General features: G+C 71.3%; 19 protein-coding genes. 14 read left to right on the forward strand and 5 right to left on the reverse strand.

Annotation, left to right across the window (positions count from 1 at the left end; translation table 11 throughout):
- Positions 1-10: 10 nt before the first annotated feature.
- The gene (locus ICW72_RS10505) at positions 11-844 is read right to left on the reverse strand and encodes an NHL repeat-containing protein (RefSeq protein WP_191082660.1); all 834 of its coding nucleotides are present in this window, start codon (positions 842-844) and stop codon (positions 11-13) included.
- Positions 845-889: 45 nt separating this feature from the next.
- Between ICW72_RS10505 and ICW72_RS10510 the strand changes: the two genes are divergently transcribed.
- The 7 genes from ICW72_RS10510 to ureG are packed head-to-tail and all read left to right on the forward strand — an operon-like array spanning position 890 to position 5,887.
- Positions 890-1,693 (forward strand): urease accessory protein UreD, encoded by an 804-nt coding sequence (locus ICW72_RS10510; RefSeq protein ID WP_191082661.1) that lies wholly within the window; start codon positions 890-892, stop codon positions 1,691-1,693.
- A gap of 24 nt (positions 1,694-1,717) precedes the next feature.
- The gene (locus tag ICW72_RS10515; protein ID WP_191082662.1) at positions 1,718-2,020 is read left to right on the forward strand and encodes an urease subunit gamma; all 303 of its coding nucleotides are present in this window, start codon (positions 1,718-1,720) and stop codon (positions 2,018-2,020) included.
- 11 nt (positions 2,021-2,031) lie between these two features.
- On the forward strand, positions 2,032-2,337 hold the full coding sequence (locus ICW72_RS10520) for an urease subunit beta (protein ID WP_191082663.1): 306 nt from the start codon (positions 2,032-2,034) through the stop codon (positions 2,335-2,337).
- Positions 2,334-4,043: an urease subunit alpha gene (gene ureC, locus ICW72_RS10525; RefSeq protein WP_191082664.1), complete on the forward strand. Its 1,710-nt coding sequence runs from the start codon at positions 2,334-2,336 to the stop codon at positions 4,041-4,043. Before ICW72_RS10520 ends, ureC begins: the two co-directional genes overlap by 4 nt.
- An 11-nt stretch (positions 4,044-4,054) precedes the next feature.
- Entirely contained in the window at positions 4,055-4,579 is a 525-nt protein-coding gene (locus tag ICW72_RS10530; RefSeq protein WP_191082665.1) for an urease accessory protein UreE, read from the forward strand.
- The gene (locus tag ICW72_RS10535; RefSeq protein ID WP_191082666.1) at positions 4,524-5,264 is read left to right on the forward strand and encodes an urease accessory protein UreF; all 741 of its coding nucleotides are present in this window, start codon (positions 4,524-4,526) and stop codon (positions 5,262-5,264) included. The genes ICW72_RS10530 and ICW72_RS10535 overlap by 56 nt, the downstream gene beginning before the upstream one ends.
- The gene (gene ureG, locus ICW72_RS10540; protein WP_191082667.1) at positions 5,261-5,887 is read left to right on the forward strand and encodes an urease accessory protein UreG; all 627 of its coding nucleotides are present in this window, start codon (positions 5,261-5,263) and stop codon (positions 5,885-5,887) included. Before ICW72_RS10535 ends, ureG begins: the two co-directional genes overlap by 4 nt.
- Here the strand turns inward: ureG and ICW72_RS10545 are convergent.
- Complete coding sequence (locus ICW72_RS10545; protein ID WP_191082668.1) at positions 5,874-6,830, reverse strand: allantoinase PuuE; 957 nt, start codon at positions 6,828-6,830, stop codon at positions 5,874-5,876. The genes ureG and ICW72_RS10545 overlap by 14 nt on opposite strands.
- Positions 6,831-6,959: 129 nt before the next feature.
- On the opposite strand from ICW72_RS10545, the gene ICW72_RS10550 reads away from it, so the two are divergent.
- The 5 genes from ICW72_RS10550 (at position 6,960) to ICW72_RS10570 (ending at position 13,861) form a co-directional block, all read left to right on the forward strand.
- Positions 6,960-7,979 (forward strand): PAS domain S-box protein, encoded by a 1,020-nt coding sequence (locus ICW72_RS10550; RefSeq protein ID WP_191082669.1) that lies wholly within the window; start codon positions 6,960-6,962, stop codon positions 7,977-7,979.
- The gene (locus tag ICW72_RS10555; protein ID WP_191082670.1) at positions 7,976-8,686 is read left to right on the forward strand and encodes a response regulator; all 711 of its coding nucleotides are present in this window, start codon (positions 7,976-7,978) and stop codon (positions 8,684-8,686) included. The genes ICW72_RS10550 and ICW72_RS10555 overlap by 4 nt, the downstream gene beginning before the upstream one ends.
- Before the next feature lie 271 nt (positions 8,687-8,957).
- Positions 8,958-9,347: a hypothetical protein gene (locus ICW72_RS10560; protein WP_191082671.1), complete on the forward strand. Its 390-nt coding sequence runs from the start codon at positions 8,958-8,960 to the stop codon at positions 9,345-9,347.
- Complete coding sequence (locus tag ICW72_RS10565) at positions 9,344-12,187, forward strand: PAS domain S-box protein (protein WP_223880523.1); 2,844 nt, start codon at positions 9,344-9,346, stop codon at positions 12,185-12,187. Before ICW72_RS10560 ends, ICW72_RS10565 begins: the two co-directional genes overlap by 4 nt.
- 54 nt (positions 12,188-12,241) lie before the next feature.
- The gene (locus ICW72_RS10570) at positions 12,242-13,861 is read left to right on the forward strand and encodes an ABC-F family ATP-binding cassette domain-containing protein (RefSeq protein WP_191082673.1); all 1,620 of its coding nucleotides are present in this window, start codon (positions 12,242-12,244) and stop codon (positions 13,859-13,861) included.
- 7 nt (positions 13,862-13,868) lie between these two features.
- Here the strand turns inward: ICW72_RS10570 and ICW72_RS10575 are convergent, their stop codons facing one another.
- From ICW72_RS10575 to ICW72_RS10585, 3 genes are read right to left on the reverse strand one after another with little or no spacing between them, the layout of a single operon-like run.
- On the reverse strand, positions 13,869-14,723 hold the full coding sequence (locus ICW72_RS10575; RefSeq protein WP_191082674.1) for an alpha/beta fold hydrolase: 855 nt from the start codon (positions 14,721-14,723) through the stop codon (positions 13,869-13,871).
- Positions 14,720-16,288 carry a GMC family oxidoreductase gene (locus tag ICW72_RS10580; RefSeq protein WP_191082675.1) on the reverse strand — a complete coding sequence of 523 codons (1,569 nt, stop codon included), beginning with the start codon at positions 16,286-16,288 and terminating at the stop codon, positions 14,720-14,722. Before ICW72_RS10580 ends, ICW72_RS10575 begins: the two co-directional genes overlap by 4 nt.
- Positions 16,289-16,323: 35 nt before the next feature.
- Positions 16,324-17,229: a LysR substrate-binding domain-containing protein gene (locus tag ICW72_RS10585; protein WP_191082676.1), complete on the reverse strand. Its 906-nt coding sequence runs from the start codon at positions 17,227-17,229 to the stop codon at positions 16,324-16,326.
- Between the two features lie 189 nt (positions 17,230-17,418).
- Here ICW72_RS10585 and katG point away from each other — a divergent pair, with 189 nt between their 5' ends.
- Positions 17,419-19,623, forward strand: coding sequence for a catalase/peroxidase HPI (gene katG, locus ICW72_RS10590; RefSeq protein WP_191082677.1), 2,205 nt, complete (start codon positions 17,419-17,421; stop codon positions 19,621-19,623).
- A 134-nt stretch (positions 19,624-19,757) separates the two neighbouring features.
- On the forward strand, positions 19,758-20,195 hold the full coding sequence (locus ICW72_RS10595; protein ID WP_191082678.1) for a helix-turn-helix domain-containing protein: 438 nt from the start codon (positions 19,758-19,760) through the stop codon (positions 20,193-20,195).
- The last annotated feature ends 56 nt before the right edge of the window (positions 20,196-20,251 follow it).

Genomic DNA, 20,251 nt, shown 5'->3' on the forward strand with positions numbered 1-20,251 from the left:
GGTTGCGCCCTCACTCCGGCGCCAGCCGCGTCAGGCGTGAGGGCGTCATCTCCGCCAGCAGCACGCTGCCATCGGGGTGCAGGGCCATGCCATGCGCCCCGTTCAGCACCGCCCGCGCCTTGGACATCAGCACCCCCTGGCGGGAAAACACCGAGAGGCTGGGCACCTGGTCGGTCACCCACCAGTTGCCCTCGGCATCGGCCGTCACCGCCATGGGCTTGTGCAGCAAATAGAGGGAACGGAGGAACCGGCCCTCGGCGTTGAAGATCTGCACGCGGTTGTTCTCGCGGTCGGCCACCGCCACCTCGCCCTCCATGCCCACGCGGACGGAATGGGGGGTGGAAAACTCGCCCGCCCGCTGGCCGGGCGTGCCCCAGCCGCCCTGCGGCGTGCCGTCGGGCGCGAAGACATGCACGCGGGAGGCCGCGTAGCCATCGGCCACATAGGCCGTGCCGTCGGGCGCGAAGCCGATGTCGCAGGGGGAGTTGAAGGGCTGGCCGGCCTGGTGGCGGGTGCCGAGGCGCCGGCGGACCACGCCCTCGCGGTCGAAGGCGATGATCTCATGCGCGTCGCGGTCCACCACATGGATCAGGCCGTCGGGGGCCACGTCCAGCATGTGCAGGTCCGCCACCTCCTCGCCGAAGGCGCCGATGCGCCCACCCGTGGCGTCCAGCACGATGACCGTGGGGCCAGGGCCAGAGGTGTAGGAATCCCGCCGCAGGCCCACATAGATGCGGCCATCGGCATCGGTCGCGACATCGGTCACGCCGCCCATGTCGGTGGGAAGGTCGCCCCAGGGGCGTTCGATGCGGTAGCGCTGCGCGCCAAGCGTCACATAGAGCATCCGCCCATGTTGCCATGCCCGCGCGCCCACGGCCACGCTGGACCCATGCGGGAATCGGATGCGCGCCATCAGAGGGCCGAGGGCGAGGCGCGGCTGGAGGTCGGGCCGGGCGGGATCACGCGCCTCTACCAGAAGGCGCCGCTGCGCCTGCTCTTCCCCACGCCCGAACCCGGCGAGCCGCTGCAGGCCGCGCTGGTGAACACGGCGGGCGGGCTGGCGGGGGGCGATGCGGTGCGGGCGGCGGTGACGCTGGCCGCTGGCGCCCAGGCCCTGGTCACGACCCCGGCGGCGGAGAAGCTCTACACCAGCCTGGGCCCCGTGGCCTTGCTGCGGACCCACATCGAGGTCGGTGAGGGCGCCGCGCTGGAATACCTGCCGCAAGAGGCCATCCTGTTCGATGGCGCTCGGCTGGACCGCCGCACCGAGGCCCATGTGGCCCCCGGCGCCACGCTGCTGGCCTGCGAATCCCTCGTGCTGGGCCGCATCGCCCGCGGCGAGGCCTGGCGGCGCGGCACGGCGCGCGAGTCCTGGCGCCTGCATCTGGATGGCCGCCTGGCCTGGGCCGATGCCCTGGCCCTGGACGAGGCCGCCCGCGACGCGCCCCACGCGCTGGACGGCGCCGAGGCGCTGGGGCTGATGCTGCTGGCCCACCCCGACGCCGCGCGCCACCGCGACCTGGCGCGCGAGCTGACCCAGGGCCAGGCCAGCCTGCCCCGCCCCGGCCTGCTGCTGCTGCGCTTCCTGGGCACGGCTGGTGCCGTGCGGGCCGGCATCACCGCCGCCATCCCGGCCCTGCGCTCGGCCGCCCTCGGCCGCCCCGCCACCCTGCCGAGACTGTGGACGTGCTGACACCGAACGTTCCATGATGCTGCGATGCAACTGACGCCCCGCGAAAAGGACAAGCTGCTCATCGCCATGGCCGCCCAGGTGGCCCGAAGGCGGCTGGAACGCGGCGTGAAGCTCAACCACCCCGAGGCCATCGCCCTCATCACGGATTTCGTGGTGGAGGGCGCGCGGGATGGGCGTTCCGTGGCCGACCTCATGGCCGCCGGCGGCGAGGTGCTGCGGCGCGACCAATGCATGGAGGGTGTGGCGGAGATGATCCACGACATCCAGGTGGAAGCCACCTTCCCCGACGGCACCAAGCTCGTCACCGTCCACAACCCGATCCGATAAGGGCCAGGCGCATGATTCCAGGCGAGGTGATCTGCGCCCCCGGCGAGATCGAGCTGAATGCGGGCCAGCCCGTGACGGAACTCGACGTGGCGAACACAGGCGACCGTCCCATTCAGGTCGGCAGCCACTACCATTTCTTCGAGACCAACCCCGCACTGGATTTCGACCGCGCCGCCGCGCGCGGCCAGCGCCTGGACATCCCGGCCGGGACCGCGGTGCGCTTCGAGCCCGGCCAGAGCCGCCGCGTGAAGCTCGTGCCCCTGCGCGGCGCCCGCGTGGTCCATGGCTTCCGCGGCGATGTGGAGGGCGCGCTGTGAGCCGCCTGTCGCGCAGCGCCTATGCCGGCATGTATGGCCCGACGGTGGGCGACCGCGTGCGGCTGGCCGATACGGACCTCTTCATCGAGGTGGAGAAGGACTTCACCACCCATGGCGAGGAGGTGAAGTTCGGCGGCGGCAAGGTGATCCGCGACGGCATGGGCCAGTCCCAGCGCACGCGCGAACAGGGGGCGGCCGACACCGTCATCACCAACGCCCTCATCCTCGACCATTGGGGCGTGGTGAAGGCCGATGTGGCGCTGCGCGACGGGCGCATCAGCGCCATCGGCAAGGCGGGCAACCCGGACACGCAGCCGGGCGTGGACATCGTGATCGGCCCGGGCACCGAGATCATCGCGGGCGAGGGCAAGATCCTGACCGCGGGCGGGATGGACGCGCATATCCACTTCATCTGCCCGCAGCAGATCGAGGAGGCGCTGGCTTCCGGCGTCACCACCATGTTCGGCGGCGGCACGGGCCCCGCCCATGGCACTTTGGCCACCACCGTCACGCCGGGCCCCTGGCATATCGGCCGTATGCTCCAGGCGGCGGAGGCCTTTCCGATGAACTTGGGTTTCCTCGGCAAGGGCAACGCGGCTTTGCCGGCGGGGCTGGAGGAACAGGTCCGCGCGGGCGCCGCCGGCTTCAAGCTGCATGAGGATTGGGGCACCACCCCCCAGGCCATCCGCAACTGCCTTTCCGTCGCGGACCGCTTCGACGTGCAGGTGGCCATCCACACCGACACGCTGAACGAAAGCGGCTTCGTGGATGACACCATCGCCGCCTTCGAGGGCCGCACCATCCACGCCTTCCACACCGAGGGCGCGGGCGGCGGCCACGCGCCGGACATCCTCCGCCTGGTGGGCGAGGCCAATGTGCTGCCCTCCAGCACCAACCCCACCATGCCCTACACGGTGAACACGGTGGATGAGCATCTGGACATGCTCATGGTCTGCCATCACCTCGACGCGCGCATCCCGGAGGATGTGGCCTTCGCCGAATCCCGCATCCGGCGCGAGACCATCGCGGCCGAGGACATCCTGCACGACATCGGCGCCATCTCCATGATGTCCTCCGACAGCCAGGCGATGGGCCGCGTGGGCGAGGTCATCATCCGCACCTGGCAGACCGCCCACAAGATGAAGGTGCAGCGCGGCCGCCTGCCGGAGGAGACGGGCGAGAACGACAATTTCCGCGCCCGCCGCTACATCGCGAAATACACCATCAACCCGGCGCTCGCGCAGGGCATCGCGCAGCATGTGGGCAGCGTGGAGGTGGGCAAGCTCGCGGACCTCGTGCTCTGGTCGCCCGCCTTCTTCGGCGTGAAGCCCGACATGGTGATCAAGGGCGGCAGCATCGCCATGGCACCGATGGGCGACCCCAACGCCTCCATCCCCACGCCGCAGCCCGTGCATTACCGGCCGATGTTCGGCAGCTTCGGCCGGGCGATGACGCTGGGCTCCGTCACCTTCGTCTCGGGCGCCGCGCTGGACGCCGATGTGGGCCGCGCGCTGGGTTTGCAGCGCCCGCTGCTGGCCGTGGGCAACACGCGCGGTGGCATTTCCAAGCGCGACATGGTGCTGAATGGCGCGACACCCCGGATGGAGGTGAACCCCGAGACCTATGAGGTCCGCGCCGATGGCGAATTGCTGATCTGCGAGCCTGCCAAGGTGCTGCCCATGGCGCAGCGCTATTTCCTGTTCTGAAGGAAGACGCCATGCACGACATGCTCCCGCGCGCCCGCGGCGTGAAGCCCGCCGGCAGCTTCACCCCCGATGGCGAGGTGCGCCTCGACTTCGACGACCGCTTCCGCCGCCGCAAGCGCTATGAGACAGCGGGCGGGATCGCCTTCATCCTGGACCTGAACGAAGCCCAGGTGCTGCGCGATGGCGATGGGCTGGAGCTGGAGGATGGCCGCGTCATCCTGGTCCGCGCGGCGGACGAGCCGCTGGTGGAGGTGCGCGCCGGCACCTCCATGCCGCTGATGCGCATCGCCTGGCATCTCGGCAACCGGCACCTTCCCGCCGAACTGCACCAGGACCGCATCCTGATCCGCGAGGACCATGTCATCGAGGACATGCTGCGCGGCATGGGCGCGGTCATCGCCCGCGTGCGCGCGCCCTTCAACCCCGAGGGCGGCGCCTATGGCGAGCACAACCGCAGCGCCCATCAGCACCACCATGGGCATGGCGACCACCACCACCACCATGGTGAAGGCCACCACCATCATCACCACGACTGACCGCATGGAACTGCCGGAGGGCGATTTCTTCCGCCTCCTCGCCTGGACCTCGCCCGCCTATCCGGTGGGCGGGTTCAGCTACAGCCATGGCATCGAGATGGCGGTGGAGGAAGGGCGCATCCCGAACGCGCATGCCCTCACCGCCTACATCACCACCGTGCTGATGCGCGGCGCGGGGCATGTGGATGGGGTGATGCTCTGCGCCGCCCATGCGGCGGCGGGCGATGACGCAGCGCTGGACGAAGTCGCGGAGGAAGGTTTCGCCTGGCGCGGCACGGCGGAGCACGCGCTGGAGGCCACGCAGCAGGGCGGCAGCTTCGCCTCCGTCACCGCCACCACCTGGCCTGATGCGCGTTTCGCCAGCTTCGCCGCGCGGCATCGCGGGCGACTGACCCATGCGGTGGCCTTCGGCGCGGCGGCGGGCTTCGCGGGGCTGGCGCGGCGCCCGGCTTTGCTGGCCTATCTGCACGGCTTCGCGGCGAACCTCGTCAGCGCGGGCGTGCGCCTGGTGCCGCTCGGCCAGACGGATGGGCAGCGCGTTACGGCCGCGCTCGGCCCCGTCATCGCCGCCGCCGCGGACAGCGCCCAAGCCACCGACCGCGAGGCGCTCGCCACCTCCGCGCCGCTGCTGGACATCCTCTCCATGCGCCACGAAACCCAATACACAAGGCTCTTCCGCTCATGACCCAAGGAACCACGAATGGCCCGCTGCGCGTGGGCGTGGGCGGCCCGGTGGGCTCCGGCAAGACGGCGCTGGTGGAGCGCCTCTGCCGCCTGCTGTCGAAGACGCATGACGTGGCCGCCATCACCAACGACATCTACACCAAGGAGGACGCCGAGTTCCTCACGCGCGCCGGGGCGCTCGCGCCCGAACGCATCATGGGCGTCGAGACCGGCGGCTGCCCGCACACCGCCATCCGGGAGGACGCCTCCATCAACCTCGCGGCGGTGGAGGACATGAACGCGCGCTTCCCGCTGCTGGAAGTGCTGTTCATCGAAAGCGGCGGCGACAACCTGGCCGCCACCTTCAGCCCGGAACTCGCGGACCTGACCATCTACGTCATCGACGTCAGCGCCGGCGACAAGATCCCGCGCAAGGGCGGCCCCGGCATCACGCGCTCGGATTTGCTGGTCATCAACAAGATAGATCTCGCCCCGCTGGTGGGCGCGGACCTGTCGGTGATGGACCACGACGCGCGCAAGATGCGCGGCGCGCGGCCCTTCATCTTCACGAACCTCAAGGTGGATCACGGCGTGGCCGAGATCGCGGATTTCATCCTGGAACAGGGCGGCCTCAGGCCGCGCTGATCCGAACCATCTGCTCCATCCCCGGGCTGTAGGGGAAGGTGCGGCGCCAATGCTCCGCGATCTCGATGCGCCGCGCCACCCACACGCCCTCATGGCCACGGATGTAATCCAGGAAGCGCGCCAGCCCCACGGCGCGCGCGGGGTGGCCGATCAGGCGCAGGTGCAGCCCGCAGGACATCATCTTTGGCTGCGTGGCGCCCTCGGCGTAGAGCATGTCGAACTGGTCGCGCAGGAAGGTGAAGTAGTCATCGGCCGTGCTGAACGGCCCGCGCCCGAACTTCGCGTCATTGGTCACCAGCGAATAGGGCACGACCAGCACGGGCTTGCCGTCCTGCAGCACCCAATAGGGCAGCTCGTCATTGTAGGCGTCGCTGTCGTAGAGGAAGCCCCCTTCCTCGGCCAGCAGCGCGCGGGTGTTCACGCTGGGTCCGTAGCGGCAATACCAGCCCAGCGGGCGGTTGCCGATGGTGCGCGCGAGGCTCTCCACGGCGAGGCGGATATGCTCGCGCTCCTCCTCCCGCGTCAGCTTGAAATGCTCGATCCAGCGCCAGCCATGGCAGCAGATGTCATGCCCGGCTTCCCGGATCGCGGCGGCGGCGGGCGGGTGGCGTTCCAGGGCCAGGGCGCAGGCGAAGATGGTCATGGGCAGGCCGCGCTCGGCGAAGAGGCGCATCACCCGCCAGAAGCCCACGCGCACGCCGTATTCGAACATGCCCTCGGCCGCGAGGTCGCGCTGGCCCGCCGGCACGGGCGAGGCCGCCATCTCGGTCAGCCCCACCTCCGACCGGCCGTCATTGTCCATGAAGGAGGGTTCGGAACCCTCCTCGTAATTCATCACGAAGTTGACGGCGATGCGCGCACCGCCCGGCCAGCGCGGGTGTGGCGGCTTCGCTCCATAGCCGATCAGGTCCCGCGCGAAGGCGGGGTTGCCGTGAATGCTCATGCCGCCTTGCTCCCCCTATATGATCTGTCTTGCATCCCATACCGGGGCATGTCCTATGGTTGACATTGTAACTCTTTTGGTCAACTCGCGTCGCCCAGTCGCATCTTGTGGCGCATCCCGCGACGCATCATGACGGCGGCGACCATTCCGGTGGGAGAGGTCATGCAGGAGCGTGCCAAGCGTCAGGGACGGCCCCCGCCCCCCGCGCCATGCGCCACGCCCGAGCTCCTGCGCGGCGCGACCGAGGGGCTGCGCCTGCCCGTTGTGGTGCTGCAAGGCGGGGCCGGCGCCAGCATCCTCTTCGCCAACGCGGCCTTCGGCGCGCTGAGCGGCTTCACCCCGGCCGAGCTGGAGGGCCGCGCGCTCTGTGGCCTGCTCGGCCGCAAGGGCGATACCAGCCTGGAGGAAGGGCTGACGCTCGCCGATACCGGCATGCCCGGCGGCCCCACGGAATACTGCTTCCGCCGCAAGGACGGGACCACCTTCTGGGCCGCGCTGTCCATCACCAGCCTGCCGGGCGCCGAGGGCACGCCAGGCCACCGCGTGCTGGCCATGCACGACGTCACGTCGCAGCATCAGGACATGGACCGGATGCGCCTGCTGCTGGTGGAGATGAACCACCGCACGCAGAACATGTTCTCCGCGGTGGTGGAGACGCTGACGGGGCGCGTGCTCGCCTTCTCCCGCGCGCAGGCCATGCTGCGCGACGAGATGGACGGCCACATCACCCTGCGCCAGGTGCTGGGCGTGGCGCTCCAGCCGCCCACCATCCCGCGCGACCTCTCCGAACGGCTGGTGCTGGAGGGCGAGGATGTGCGCCTGCCCACCAATGTCGCGCTGACCACCGCCATGGCCTTGCACGAACTTGCGGTCAACGCGGTGCGCCACGGGGCGTTATCAGGAGATGATGGCGTTGTTCGCATCCAATGGTCGGTACGCTCGCCGCCGCGCGGCGGAGTGCTGGCCCTGCGCTGGCGGGAGGCGGGCGGCCCCCGCATGAAGCCGCTCTACGAAAAGGGCTTCGGCATGCGGCTCATCGAGGGTGGCGTGCAGCACGGGCTGGGCGGCACCGCGACGCTCAGCCTGGAGGCCACGGGTCTTGTGTGCGACATCACCCTGCCTCTGCGGGTGGATGGGAGGACTTCATGACCGAGCGCCTCGCGGGGCAACGCATCCTCATCGTCGAGGACGAGGTGATACTGGCCTGGGCGTTGCAGGACATGCTCACCTCCTATGGCTGCCAGGTGGTGGGCCCGGCGGCGGGCGTGGCCGAGGCGCTGGACCTCATCGGCCGCGAGGGAATCGACGCCGCGGTGCTCGACGTGAACCTCAACCGCGAGAAGTGCTATCCGGTGGCCGATGCGCTGGTGCGGCGCGGCCTGCCCTTCGTCTTCTCCACCGCCTACAGCGCCGACAGCATCGAGGAGGGTTACCGCCACCACCCCTCCGTGCAGAAGCCGCATTCGGCGCCCGAGCTGGCGGATGCCCTTTCGGCCCTGCTGCCCATGCCGGCCAGCCTGCCCTTCCCGACGGAGGCGGCGCTGGCAGCCGCGGGCATCGGCCTCTGGAGCTTCAACCGCAAGCGCGACGCGCTGCGCCTGGATGCCGGGGCGCAGTCCCTGCTGGGCATGCCCGAGGGCCAGACCACCCTCGCCACCCTGCTGGCACGGGTGCATGAGGAGGATCAGGCGGGGCTGCGCGCCGGGCTGCGCGCCGCCTGCGCGGAGACAGTCGCACGTGACGTGCGGTTCCGCCTTGTCACGCCCGAGGGGCCGCGCGCCCTTGTGATGCGCGGGACGGCGGGCGCCGAGGGGAATGGCGCGTCCGGCGCGATCTTCCCCCTGCCGGAGGTTTGACCTTCCCTTTCCGCGCCAACCCACCATTTCCCAAGATGCCCGGTCGGTGAATACTGCCAGCAAGCCCAGGGGAGGTGGCCAAGCATGACGCCAGGCTTTTCGTCGAACCTTCCATGATATCTGCGCCGATCCGCCTTCCGCCCGGACGCGCGCCCTGCCGCTGACGCCGCCCGACCTCCCACCCGGCGCGGCCGCGCCGCGGGCCGAGCCCCCTTCCGCGCGCCTGCAGGTCGGCGTCGGCACATGGCTGCTGGGCCTCGTCCTGGCGGCCGTGCTGCCCGTCGTGATGCTGACGGTCGCGGCGGCCTGGATCGCGGCCGAAGGGGTGCGCGCAGGCCTCGATGACCGCGTCGGGCGTGTCGCCCACACCTTCGCCATGGCGGTGGAACAGGATATCGCGCTGACCCGCACGGTGCTGGAGGGCATCACGACCGACCCTCTCCTCTCCATGCCACCGGGCACCGACCCTGATCCCGAACAGCTGGACCATATCGTTGCCCATGCCGAGCGGCTTGCGGGGCGGCTCGGCGCCTTCCTCACCATCACCGGCCCGGACGGGCGTGAATGGGTGCGCGTGAACGCCGCGCCCGGCGAGGTCCCCCCCACGAGGCGGCGCCCGCGGCCGCGTCCCGCGCGCTGGCGACCAACGCCGCCGTGGTGAGCGACCTGCTCTTCGCGGACCGGCCGGAGGCGTCGCGGCTCGCCTTCTTCCTGCCGCTGGTGGGAGAGGAGGGGCGGCCGTTCGGCCTCCTGGGCGCCACCCTGCCGCCCAACGCGCTGCGCGAGCGTGTCGGCGCCCATATGGTCCCGACCGGGGGTTTCATCCTCGTCGCGGATGCGGCGGGCCGGCCGGTGGCCGAGGCCGGGGGCGTCGCCGCGGGAATCACGCGTCCCGCCGACGCCACATGGCAGGAGGGCGGAGCGACGGCGTTCTCCACCAGGGACGCCGATGGCGCGCCCTGGCTTCTGGGCGTCACCGGCATCCCGGGCCTGCCGGGCTGGACGCTGACGCTGGGCGTGCCGCTCGATGCCCACCTGGCCATGCTGCGGTCTCCCGCCAGATGGCTGGCGGTGGGCGGGCTGGTCGCGGCCGCACTCACCGGGCTGCTGGCCTGGCTGCTGGGCCGGCAATTGCTGGGCCCCGCGCGCGCGCTGGCCGCCCATGCCCGCGCCATCGCGCGCGAGACCATGCCCCCGGGGCCGGAAGGGCCGTTCCCTGCCCCTCCGGCCCTGGTCCCCACCGCCATCCGGGAGCTTGAGGAGCTGCGCCTGGGCTTCGCCGGCGCGGAGGCCGCGCTGCGCCGCCGCGCCGAGGATGCGGCCGCCCTGCTCCAGGTCCGCCAGCAGAGCGAGCAAAGGCTGCGCCAGGTGCTGGAGCAGTTGCCCGTGGGCATCAGCATCGCCGAGGCGCCCACGGGCCGCCTGATGTTCCACAACGCCCGGGCCGAGCGCATCCTGGGCCACGCGCTGGCCGAAACGCCGGAACTGGACGCCTACCGGCAGTATCCCGCCGCGCACCCCGACGGCACACCTTACCAGCCGGAGGATTTCCCCATCCTCCGGGCGCTGCTCTTCGGCGAGTGCGTGGACGGCCAGCACCTGCGCTACGAGCGCGGCAATGGCGAGATGACCTGGCTTGAGGTCAGTGCCGCCCCGATCCGCGACGCGGCGGGCGAGATCGCCTTCGCGGTCTGCGCCTTCACCGATGTGGGCGCGGCCCGCGCGGCGGCGGAGGCGCTGGCCTCGGCCGAGGCGCGTTCCCGCGCGCTGTTCCAGTCGGCGCCCGTGGCCGCCTACCTCGCGGACGCCGTCACGCGCCGCATCCTGGACTGCAACGCCACCGCGACGGCCATGCTGGGCCACCCGCCGGAGACGCTGCGGGGCATGTTCCTCACCGATCTCGATGCCGGCCCGCGCCCCGGCACGCCCCGCCCGCGTGGTGCCGGCGGCCCGCGCGAGACGCGCCACCGGCACCGCGACGGCAGCATGCGCGACGTGCTGGTGACGACGGTGCCGCTGGAACTGGACGGACGGCCGCTGCTCTATGCCATCGCGCTGGACGTGACCGAGCAGCGCAAGACCGAAGCCGCGCTGGCGACCAGCGAGGCCCGGCTGCGCATGGCGATGGAGGTCGCGGGGCTGGGCAGCTGGGAGGTGGATCTGCGCACCGGCACCATGTCGCGCGAGGGCCGCGTGATCCCGCCCCGGCCCGGCCTGCCGCTCGCGGGATACACGGTGGAGGAATTCTTCTCCAAGGTGGTGCATCCCGAGGATGCGGGCCGTGTGCGCGAGACCTTCAACCTCCTCGCCACCGGGCACACCACCCGATACCGCATGGAATACCGCGTGCGCCGGCCCGACGGCCAGGGCTGGCTGCACATGGAAAGCTATGGCGTGCTGGTCGAGACCGACCCCGAGACCGGCGCGCCGCTGCGCGCGGCCGGCACCTCGCGCGACGTGACCGCGCGGCGGGAGGCGGAGGAGGCGCTGCGCGCCAGCGAGGAGCGCTTCCGCTTCGCCCTGCAGGCGGCCGGCGGCATCGGCACCTGGGACTGGGACGTGCCCAATGGCAACATGATCGCCGATGCGGGCTATGCCAGCCTCTTCGGCGTCCCGCCGACGCGCGCGGCCGAGGGGGTGCCGGTGGAGGAATTCCTGGCCGGCATCCATCCCGACGACCAGGCGCGCGTCCATGCCCTGCTGGACGAGGCCATTCGCCCCAACTCCCATGGCGACTACGCGGCCGAACACCGGGTGGTGGACGCCCAGGGGCGCATCCGCTGGGTGGTGGCGCGCGGCCGCTGCTACCATGACCTCTCGGGGAAGCCCGCACGCTTCCCCGGCGTGGTCATCGACATCACGGCCCGCAAGGAGGGCGAGGAGCGCCAGGCCCTGCTGGCGCATGAGGTGGACCACCGCGCCAAGAACGCGCTGGCCGTCGCGCAATCGGTCGTGGCGCTGACCCGCGCGGAGGACCCCGCGGCGTTCCGCGCCGCGGTGTCCGGCCGCATCACGGCGCTGGCCCGCGCCCACACGCTGCTGGCGCGCGAAAGCTGGAAGGGCGCCTCCCTCTCCGTCGTGCTGGAGGCCGAGCTGGCGCCCTATCAGGACAAGGCGGAGAGCGGCCTGCGCGGGCGGATCCATCTGGCGGGGCCGGAGGTGGAGCTGGCGCCGGCCGCCGTGCAGCCGCTGGCCATGACGCTGCACGAGCTGACGACCAATGCCGCCAAGCACGGGGCGCTCTCGGTGCCCGGCGGCGAGGTGGATGTGGAATGGCGGCGCAGCCCGTCGGGCGGCCTGCTGCTGACCTGGGCCGAACGGGGTGGGCCGCCCGTGGCCGGGCCGCCCAAGCGGCGCGGCTTCGGCGCCACGCTGATCGAGGCCACCATGCGCCGGCAGCTCGGCGGCGAGATGCACCTGGATTGGCTGCCGGAGGGTCTGCGGGCGGAGATGGAGCTGCCCGCCCTCCATCTGCGCTGGCACGGGGGCTCGGTCGCCTGAGCCGGCGCGCCATGCCATAAGCGGCCCGCCATTGCCGGAGCCGCGCGCCACAACATGATCCGCCTCGACAACATCAGCAAGCAGAACGGACGGCAGCTGCTGTTCATCGAGACCTCCGCCGCCCTGCAGCGCGGCGAGAAGATCGGCCTGGTCGGCCCCAATGGCGCCGGCAAGACCACGCTGTTCCGCATGATCACCGGCGAGGAGCCGCCCGATGAGGGGCTGGTGCTGGTGGATCGCGGCGTCACCATCGGCTTCTTCAGCCAGGATGTGGGCGAGATGGCGGGCCGCAGCGCGGTGGCCGAGGTGATGGAGGGCGCGGGCGATGTGAGCGCCGTGGCGGCCGAGCTGCGCGGGCTGGAAGCTGCCCTCGCCGACCCCGACCAGACGGATTTCGACGCCGTGCTGGAACGCTTCGGCGAGGTGCAGGCCCGCTTCGAGGAGCTGGGCGGCTATGCGCTGGAGGGCCGCGCGCGGGAGGTGCTGGACGGGCTCGGCTTCAGCCAGGAGATGATGGAGGGCGATGTCGGCAAGCTCTCCGGCGGATGGAAGATGCGCGTGGCGCTGGCCCGCATCCTGCTGATGCGGCCCGACGTGATGCTGCTGGACGAGCCCTCCAACCACCTGGACCTGGAAAGCCTGATCTGGCTGGAGAATTTCCTCGGCGGCTATGACGGCGCGCTGCTGATGACCTCGCACGACCGCGAGTTCATGAACCGCGTCGTCAACAAGATCATCGAGATCGATGGCGGCAGCCTGACCAGCTATTCCGGCGACTACGAATTCTACGAAGCCCAGCGCGCCATGGCCGAGCGCCAGCAGCAGGCGCAGTTCGAGCGCCAGCAGGCGATGCTGGCCAAGGAGATCAAGTTCATCGAGCGCTTCAAGGCCCGCGCCTCGCACGCCGCGCAGGTGCAGAGCCGGGTGAAGAAGCTCGACAAGATCGAGCGCGTGGAGCCGCCGCGCCGCCGCCAGGCCATCAGCTTCGAATTCCAGCCCGCGCCGCGCTCGGGCGATGATGTCGTGAACCTCAAGGGCGTGCACAAGCGCTATGGCTCGCGCGTGATCTATGAGGGGCTCGACTTCCTGCTGCGCCGGCGCGAGCGCTGCGCGGTGCTGGGCACCAATGGCGCGGGCAAGTCCACGCTGCTGAAGCTGGCCACGGGGCACCTGGCGCCGGACACGGGCAGCGTGGCGCTCGGCGGCAGCGTGAAGATGGCCTATTTCGCGCAGCACGCCATGGAATTGCTGGATGGCGAGCGCACCGTGCTGCAATCGCTGGAAGACGAATTCCCCCGCGCGAACCAGGCCGCGCTACGCGGCGTGGCCGGCGCCTTCGGCTTTCCGGGCGACGACGTGGACAAGCGCTGCCGCGTGCTGTCAGGTGGCGAGAAGGCGCGCCTCGTGATGGCGCGCATGCTGTTCGACCCGCCCAACTTCATCGTGCTGGATGAGCCGACGAACCACCTGGACATGGCGACCAAGGAGATGCTGATCGCGGCGCTGGCGAATTACGAAGGCACCATGCTCTTCGTCTCGCACGACCGGCGCTTCCTGGCGGCGCTGTCCAACCGCATCCTGGAAGTGACGCCGGATGGCGTGCACGACTATGGCGGCGGCTACACGGAATACGTGGCGCGCACGGGGCAGGAAGCGCCGGGGCTGCGGAGCTAGCCCCGCGTCAGACGGGGTGGGCGCGCAGGTGTTCCAGCAGCAGCGCCGTCACGCGCTCGGGCATCTGGTCCGGCGCGTAGTGGCCGCCGCCTGGCAGCACCTCGAAGCGATAGGGCGCGTCCACGAATTCCGCCGTGCCTTCCGCCGCCATGCGCCCCACCGTGTCATCCGCATCGCCCCACATGAACATCGTGGGCACACGCACCTTCCCGATGTCGCGATAGACACGCCCGCGCGCGCGATACCAGGCCAGCGCCGCCTCCAGCGTCTCCGTGTTGCCGATCACGGCCAGGTGTTTCTCCGTCGCCTCGGGCGGGATGCCCTGGGCGGCGTGGCGGGTGCGCAGCCAGGCGGCATTGTCGGCCAGCAGCTTCGGCACCGCATCCGCCTCCTGGAAGGCCTTGTGGTGGCGCGAGCGATGGGGCTGGTCCGGGTCCTCGCGCATGGCGCGGGCGAAGGCGCCGGGATGCGGGCGCGAGAGCATGGTCAGCGAGGCCAGCCGCTCCGGCACGCGCGTCGCGATGTCCCAGGCCAGGCTGCCGCCCCAGTCATGGCCCACCAAGTGGAAACGCCGGCCCGGCGCCAGCGCCTCGGCCATCGCGATGGCATCGCCCACCAGCTTCTCGATGTCGTAATTCGCGTGCAGCGTGGTGTCCGGCCGCGCGCCCGGCGAGTAGCCGCGCTGGCCGGGGGCGGCGGCGCGATAGCCCGCTTCGGCCAACGCGGGCAGCTGCTTGTCGAAGAGGTGGCGCGAGACGGCGAAGCCGTGCAGCAGCAGCACCAGCGGCCCGTCCTCGGGTCCCGCCAGGAACACGTCGAAGACGAGCCCCGGGCCCAGCGTGATCTTCCGGTCCTCGATCATGGCGTTGTCCTTCCCTTGTCTTGTGCGATGCGCCGCGCCGCCATCTCGCCGATCATGACGCAGGTGAAGTGCAGGTTCGCGCGGCAATCCGTGGGCATGATGGAAGCGTCCGCCACGCGCAGTCCCTCCACGCCGCGCACGCGCAGATCGGGGTCCACCACGCCGCGCGGGTCCTCGTGCGCCGTCATGCGGCAGGTCCCGGCGGCATGCTGGATGTCGCTCGCATGTTCCAGCATCAGCGCGTCCAGCGCGTCATCGGGCAAGGCGGCGGCCTCGTCCATGGAGAGGCGCGTCTCGCTGAAGGTGATGCCCTCCGCCAGCCCCGCCAGCCCCGGCTGGGCGCAAAGCCGCGCCAGCCGCCTGATGCCGTCGCGCATCCGCAACCGGTCGGCGGGGTGGTCGAGCATGTTCTCCTCCACCTCCGGCTGCGCCTCCGGGTCGGCCGAAACAAGCCGCACCTCCCCGCGCGAGAAGGCGTCGTAGAGCCCCACCGCCACCGCGCCCATCGGCCCGATGCCGGACGCATCCAGGCCGCGATGGTTGTAGGCCACCATGATCATGTCCCGCACGCCGCCGCCGCCGAGATGGCTGGAATAGGTCAGGCAGGCATTGGTGTGCCGCGCGTCCAGGCCTGCCGCGCGGTGCTCGGGCTTCAGCGCTAGGTTCGCCCGCAGCACCGGGTGGTCCATGAAGTGCTGCCCGACCGCCGCGTTGTCGCGCAGCACCGGAATGCCCAGCGCGCGCAGCGCCTCCGCCGGCCCGATGCCGCTGCGCATCAGCAGGCCCGGGCTGTGGATGGCGCCGGCACACAGCACCACCTCGCGCCCCGCCACCTCCTCCCATGCGCCGCCGCCGAAGCGCACCCGCACGCCGCGCGCGCGGGCGCCGTCGAAGAGCACGCGGTCCACCATCGCCTCGCCGCGAACGCTCAGGTTCGGGCGGCCGCGCGCGGGCTCGATATAGCCGTCATGGGTGGTGACGCGCTGGCCGTCGCGCAGGTTGATGGGGTTGCAGGCCACGCCCTCGCCCTCGGGCGCGTTGAGGTTGGCCATCCAGGGATAGCCCTCGGCCAGCGCGGCATCGCGGAAGCCCAGATCCACCGCGCCCCACTCGGCCTCCGGCATGCGGAAGACGGGCAGCGGGCCGCCCTGCCGGCCGAACTCCGCGTCATCCTCGATGCGGTCGAAGAGCGGCAGCACGTCGGCGGCCGCCCAGCCCTCGCAGCCCGCCTCCGCCCAGGCGTCGAAGGCCGCCGCCACGCCGCGGATCGCGATCTGCGCGTTCACCGTGGAGGAGCCGCCCATGGCCTTCCCCCGCCAGTAGTATTTCGGCGCCTGGGCGCGGGTGCGGCGCGTCATCAGCCCCGGCCATTGCCATTCCGCCTGGTGCGCCGGGTCGTGCATGAAGGGGATGATGTTGGCGCTGCGCAGGGCGTGCGGGGCGCTCTCGGGGCGCCAGTCGCGCCCCGCTTCCAGCAGCAGCACGCGGCGGCGCGGGTCTTCCGAAAGCCGCGCGGCCAGCGCCGCCCCGGCCGAGCCCGCGCCCACCACGATCACATCCCACATGCGCCGTCACTCCCTGTGAGGGGCGAAGGCTACCCCTACACCGCGCCGGCGGCAGCCCCCTGGGCGAAGGGGCGCAGCCGGGTGGCGATGACCTGGCCCACCGCCTCCACCGCCGCGCGGCGCGGGAAACCCGCCCGCCACACGATGCGGATGCAGCGGCCCGCCCGCGCCGAGAGCGGCCGCAGCACCAGCCCCGCATCCTGCGCCGCCCCCGCCGCCAGGCCGGGGATCAGCGTCGTGCCATAGCCGGCCGCCACCATGTTCAGCAGCGTGGAGAGGCTGGCCGAGCGCAGCGTGCTGCCCAGCACCCCCGCCTGGCCGCAGGCCGCCAGCGCCTGGTCGCGCAGGCAATGCCCGTCGGCCAGCACCAGGATGTCCTGGGCAAGCTCGGCCTCGTCCACCACCTCCCGGCCGGCGAGCCGATGCTCGGGCGGCAGGGCAGCCAGGAAGGGCTCCTCGAAGAGGGGGTCGCCCACCAGGTCCGGCCCGTCCTCCTCAGTCGCCAGGAGGGCGGCGTCGAGCTGGTGGGTCCGCAGCCGCTCGAGCAGGGCCGCCGTCTGGTCCTCCCAGGGCTCGATCTCCAGCGCGGGGAGGGATTCCCGCAGCGGCGCGAAGATCAGCGGCAGCAAATAGGGCGCCAGGGTGGGAATGATGCCCAGCCGGAACCGCCCCGCCAGCGGGTCGCGCAGGTCCCGCGCCACGGCCAGGATGGCGTCCGCCTCGGCCACCGCGCCGCGCACATGGCCCAGCAGCCGGTCGCAGGCATCGGTGGGCACCACGCTCTTGGCGCCGCGCTCGAAGAGGGTGACGCCCAGCGCCTCCTCCAGCTTGCGGACCTGCACGGACAGGGTGGGCTGGCTGATGCCGCAGGCCTCGGCCGCGCGGCTGAATTGCCCGTGTTCGGCGATCGCGAGGATGTAGCGGAGGTCACGGAGATTCATGCGGGGACCATGGCAAGCGCCATAGATGGCATCTATGACGACAGTTGAGATTAAGTGGTTCCCTTCATACTCGTGATGCCTCTAGCCTGTGGCAAGACCGCAGCAGGGGGGCGGGCCGCAACGGTCCCAACCCGGGCGGCGCGCGTCCCAACGACGGATCAACCGCAGAAGCCAGCACGGAGGCGACACATGGACGGAAATACCGCGGGCAAGTGCCCGGTCATGCACGGGGCCACACCCCGCCACACCACCTTCGCCGGCCGCTCGAACCGCGACTGGTGGCCCAATGCGCTGAACCTGCGCATCCTCAGCCAGCATTCCGCCAAGTCCAACCCGATGGGCGAGGCCTTCAACTACGCCGAGGAATTCAAGAAGCTCGACCTCGAGGCGCTGAAGCGCGACATCATGGCGCTGATGACGGTCAGCCAGCCCTGGTGGCCGGCGGATTATGGGCATTACGGCCCCTTCTTCATCCGCATGGCCTGGCACGCCGCCGGCACCTATCGCACGGGCGATGGCCGTGGCGGCGCGGGCAATGGCGCGCACCGCTTCGCGCCCGAGAATTCCTGGCCCGACAACGCCAACCTCGACAAGGCGCGGCGCCTGCTGTGGCCCATCAAGCAGAAGTACGGGAACAAGATTTCCTGGGCCGACCTCTTCGTCCTCACCGGCAATTGCGCCATCGAGTCCATGGGCCTGAAGCCCTTCGGCTTCGGCGGCGGCCGCGTGGACATCTGGGAGCCCGAGGAGGACATCTACTGGGGCACCGAGGACACCTGGCTGGGCGACAAGCGCTACTCCGGCGACCGTGAGCTGGAGAACCCGCTCGCCGCCGTGCAGATGGGCCTGATCTACGTGAACCCGGAAGGCCCGAACGGCCAGCCCGACCCCCTCGCCTCCGGCCGCGACATCCGCGAGACCTTCTCGCGCATGGCCATGAACGATGAGGAGACGGTGGCCCTGGTGGCCGGCGGCCACACCTTCGGCAAATGCCATGGCGCGGGCGACGCCGCCCTGGTGGGCCGCGAGCCCGAGGCCGCGCCGATCGAGCTGCAGGGCCTGGGCTGGCTCAGCAGCCATGGCAGCGGCATGGGCGTGGACACCATCACCTCCGGCATCGAGGGCGCCTGGACCCCCGAGCCGACGAAGTGGGACAATGGCTACTTCGACATGCTGCTGGGCTTCGAGTGGGAGCTGCACAAGTCGCCCGCCGGCGCCTGGCAGTGGCACCCGACCGACAAGGCCGCCTGGACGCTGGTGCGCGACGCGCATGACCCCTCGCGCCGCCACCCGCCCATGATGACCACGGCGGACATGGCCATGAAGATGGACCCGGCCTATCGCGCCATCAGCGAGCGGTTCCACAAGAACCCCGACCAGTTCGCCGATGCCTTCGCCCGCGCCTGGTTCAAGCTGACCCACCGCGACATGGGGCCGAAGATCCGTTACCTCGGCCCGGACGTGCCCGCCGAGGATCTGATCTGGCAGGACCCGGTGCCCAAGGTGGACCATGCGCTGGTGGATGCGGCGGACATCGCGGCGCTGAAGGCGGAGATCCTGGCCTCGGGCCTGACCACGCAGCAGCTGGTGGCGACCGCCTGGGCCTCGGCCTCGACCTTCCGGGGTTCGGACAAGCGGGGTGGCGCCAATGGCGCGCGCATCCGCCTCGCCCCCCAGAAGGACTGGGAGGCCAACAACCCCGCCCAGCTCGCGATGGTGCTGGGCAAGCTGGAAGCCATCCAGGCCGCCTTCAACGCCAAGGCCGCGGGCGGCAAGAAGGTCTCGCTCGCGGACCTGATCGTGCTCGGCGGCTGCGCCGCGGTGGAGCAGGCGGCGAAGGCCGCGGGTGTCGCCATCGAGGTGCCCTTCGCCCCCGGCCGCACCGACGCCACGCAGGAGCAGACCGACGTGGACAGCTTCGCGCCGCTGGAGCCGGAGGCCGATGGCTTCCGCAACTACCAGAAGCGCGACTTCACCGTGGCGCCGGAGGAGATGCTGGTGGACAAGGCCCAGCTCCTGGGTCTCACCGCGCCGGAAATGACGGCGCTGGTGGGCGGGCTGCGCGCGCTGGACGCCAATGCGGGCGGTTCCCGCCATGGCGTCTTCACCCAGCGGCCGGGCGTGCTGACGAACGACTTCTTCGTCAACCTGCTCGACATGAACACCGCCTGGGCGCCGTCCGCAGACAATCCCGGCACCTATGTGGGCCGGGACCGCGCGAGCGGCCAGGTGAAGTGGACGGGCACGCGGGTGGACCTGGTGTTTGGCTCCAACTCGCAGCTGCGCGCCCTGGCCGAGGTCTATGGCCAGTCCGACGGGCACGCGAAGTTCGTGAAGGATTTCGTGGCGGCCTGGACCAAGGTCATGAACGCGGACCGCTTCGACCTGGTCTGAGGCGGGCTTCCGATCGGCTTCGGTGACAACACCGAAGCCGGAAATCCGGCCGGGCCTGTCGTTGCGCAGGCCCGGCCTCCCCGCCGAGAGGGCAGGGCAATCCGCCCAGCAAGGGCGCCCCGGGAGGATCACGCATGCCCCATGCCGTGGACGCCACGCTGCGCGAGGCGCTGCGCCGCGCCGGCCTGCCCGCGCAGGGCCAGATGGCGCGGCTGCTGGCCCTGTTGCGCGGCGACGCCGAGACGCATTTCACCCCCACCGCCGCCGCGCGCATGGCCGCCGCCGCCGGCATCGCGGCCCCGCCGGCCGAGGTGGCGCGCCTGCTCGACACCCTGGCCGACCACGGCCTCCTGGGCCGCCTGCCCAGCCCGGGCGGCGAGGCCGTCTTCGACACCGTGCCCGAGCCGCATTCCCACCTGGTCTATGAAGAGACGGCGCAGACGGTGGACCTGCACGTCTCGCCCGAGACGCTGCTGGCCCTGCTGCGCCAGGCCCTGGCCGAACGCCCGGGCGAGGTGGAGGTGATGGTCCGCCTGCGCCGCCCGGCATCCCCAGACCCCCGCCGCGCCTGACGCTGCAACGCTGACGCTTGCCGCGCGTTTCGTGTCCTTCACGCGGGAGGGACATC

The sequence above is a fragment of the Roseococcus microcysteis genome, assembly GCF_014764365.1.
Classification (GTDB): domain Bacteria; phylum Pseudomonadota; class Alphaproteobacteria; order Acetobacterales; family Acetobacteraceae; genus Roseococcus; species Roseococcus microcysteis.

Excerpts from the sequence above, each read along its gene's own strand:
- ICW72_RS10505 (WP_191082660.1), bottom strand. The coding sequence starts at position 844 with ATGCTCTATGTGACGCTTGGCGCGCAGCGCTACCGCATCGAACGCCCC.
- ICW72_RS10510 (WP_191082661.1), top strand. The coding sequence starts at position 890 with ATGCGGGAATCGGATGCGCGCCATCAGAGGGCCGAGGGCGAGGCGCGG.
- ICW72_RS10515 (WP_191082662.1), top strand. The coding sequence starts at position 1,718 with ATGCAACTGACGCCCCGCGAAAAGGACAAGCTGCTCATCGCCATGGCC.
- ICW72_RS10520 (WP_191082663.1), top strand. The coding sequence starts at position 2,032 with ATGATTCCAGGCGAGGTGATCTGCGCCCCCGGCGAGATCGAGCTGAAT.
- ICW72_RS10530 (WP_191082665.1), top strand. The coding sequence starts at position 4,055 with ATGCACGACATGCTCCCGCGCGCCCGCGGCGTGAAGCCCGCCGGCAGC.
- ICW72_RS10535 (WP_191082666.1), top strand. The coding sequence starts at position 4,524 with ATGGCGACCACCACCACCACCATGGTGAAGGCCACCACCATCATCACC.
- ureG (WP_191082667.1), top strand. The coding sequence starts at position 5,261 with ATGACCCAAGGAACCACGAATGGCCCGCTGCGCGTGGGCGTGGGCGGC.
- ICW72_RS10545 (WP_191082668.1), bottom strand. The coding sequence starts at position 6,830 with ATGAGCATTCACGGCAACCCCGCCTTCGCGCGGGACCTGATCGGCTAT.
- ICW72_RS10550 (WP_191082669.1), top strand. The coding sequence starts at position 6,960 with ATGACGGCGGCGACCATTCCGGTGGGAGAGGTCATGCAGGAGCGTGCC.
- ICW72_RS10555 (WP_191082670.1), top strand. The coding sequence starts at position 7,976 with ATGACCGAGCGCCTCGCGGGGCAACGCATCCTCATCGTCGAGGACGAG.
- ICW72_RS10570 (WP_191082673.1), top strand. The coding sequence starts at position 12,242 with ATGATCCGCCTCGACAACATCAGCAAGCAGAACGGACGGCAGCTGCTG.
- ICW72_RS10575 (WP_191082674.1), bottom strand. The coding sequence starts at position 14,723 with ATGATCGAGGACCGGAAGATCACGCTGGGCCCGGGGCTCGTCTTCGAC.
- ICW72_RS10580 (WP_191082675.1), bottom strand. The coding sequence starts at position 16,288 with ATGTGGGATGTGATCGTGGTGGGCGCGGGCTCGGCCGGGGCGGCGCTG.
- ICW72_RS10585 (WP_191082676.1), bottom strand. The coding sequence starts at position 17,229 with ATGAATCTCCGTGACCTCCGCTACATCCTCGCGATCGCCGAACACGGG.
- katG (WP_191082677.1), top strand. The coding sequence starts at position 17,419 with ATGGACGGAAATACCGCGGGCAAGTGCCCGGTCATGCACGGGGCCACA.
- ICW72_RS10595 (WP_191082678.1), top strand. The coding sequence starts at position 19,758 with ATGCCCCATGCCGTGGACGCCACGCTGCGCGAGGCGCTGCGCCGCGCC.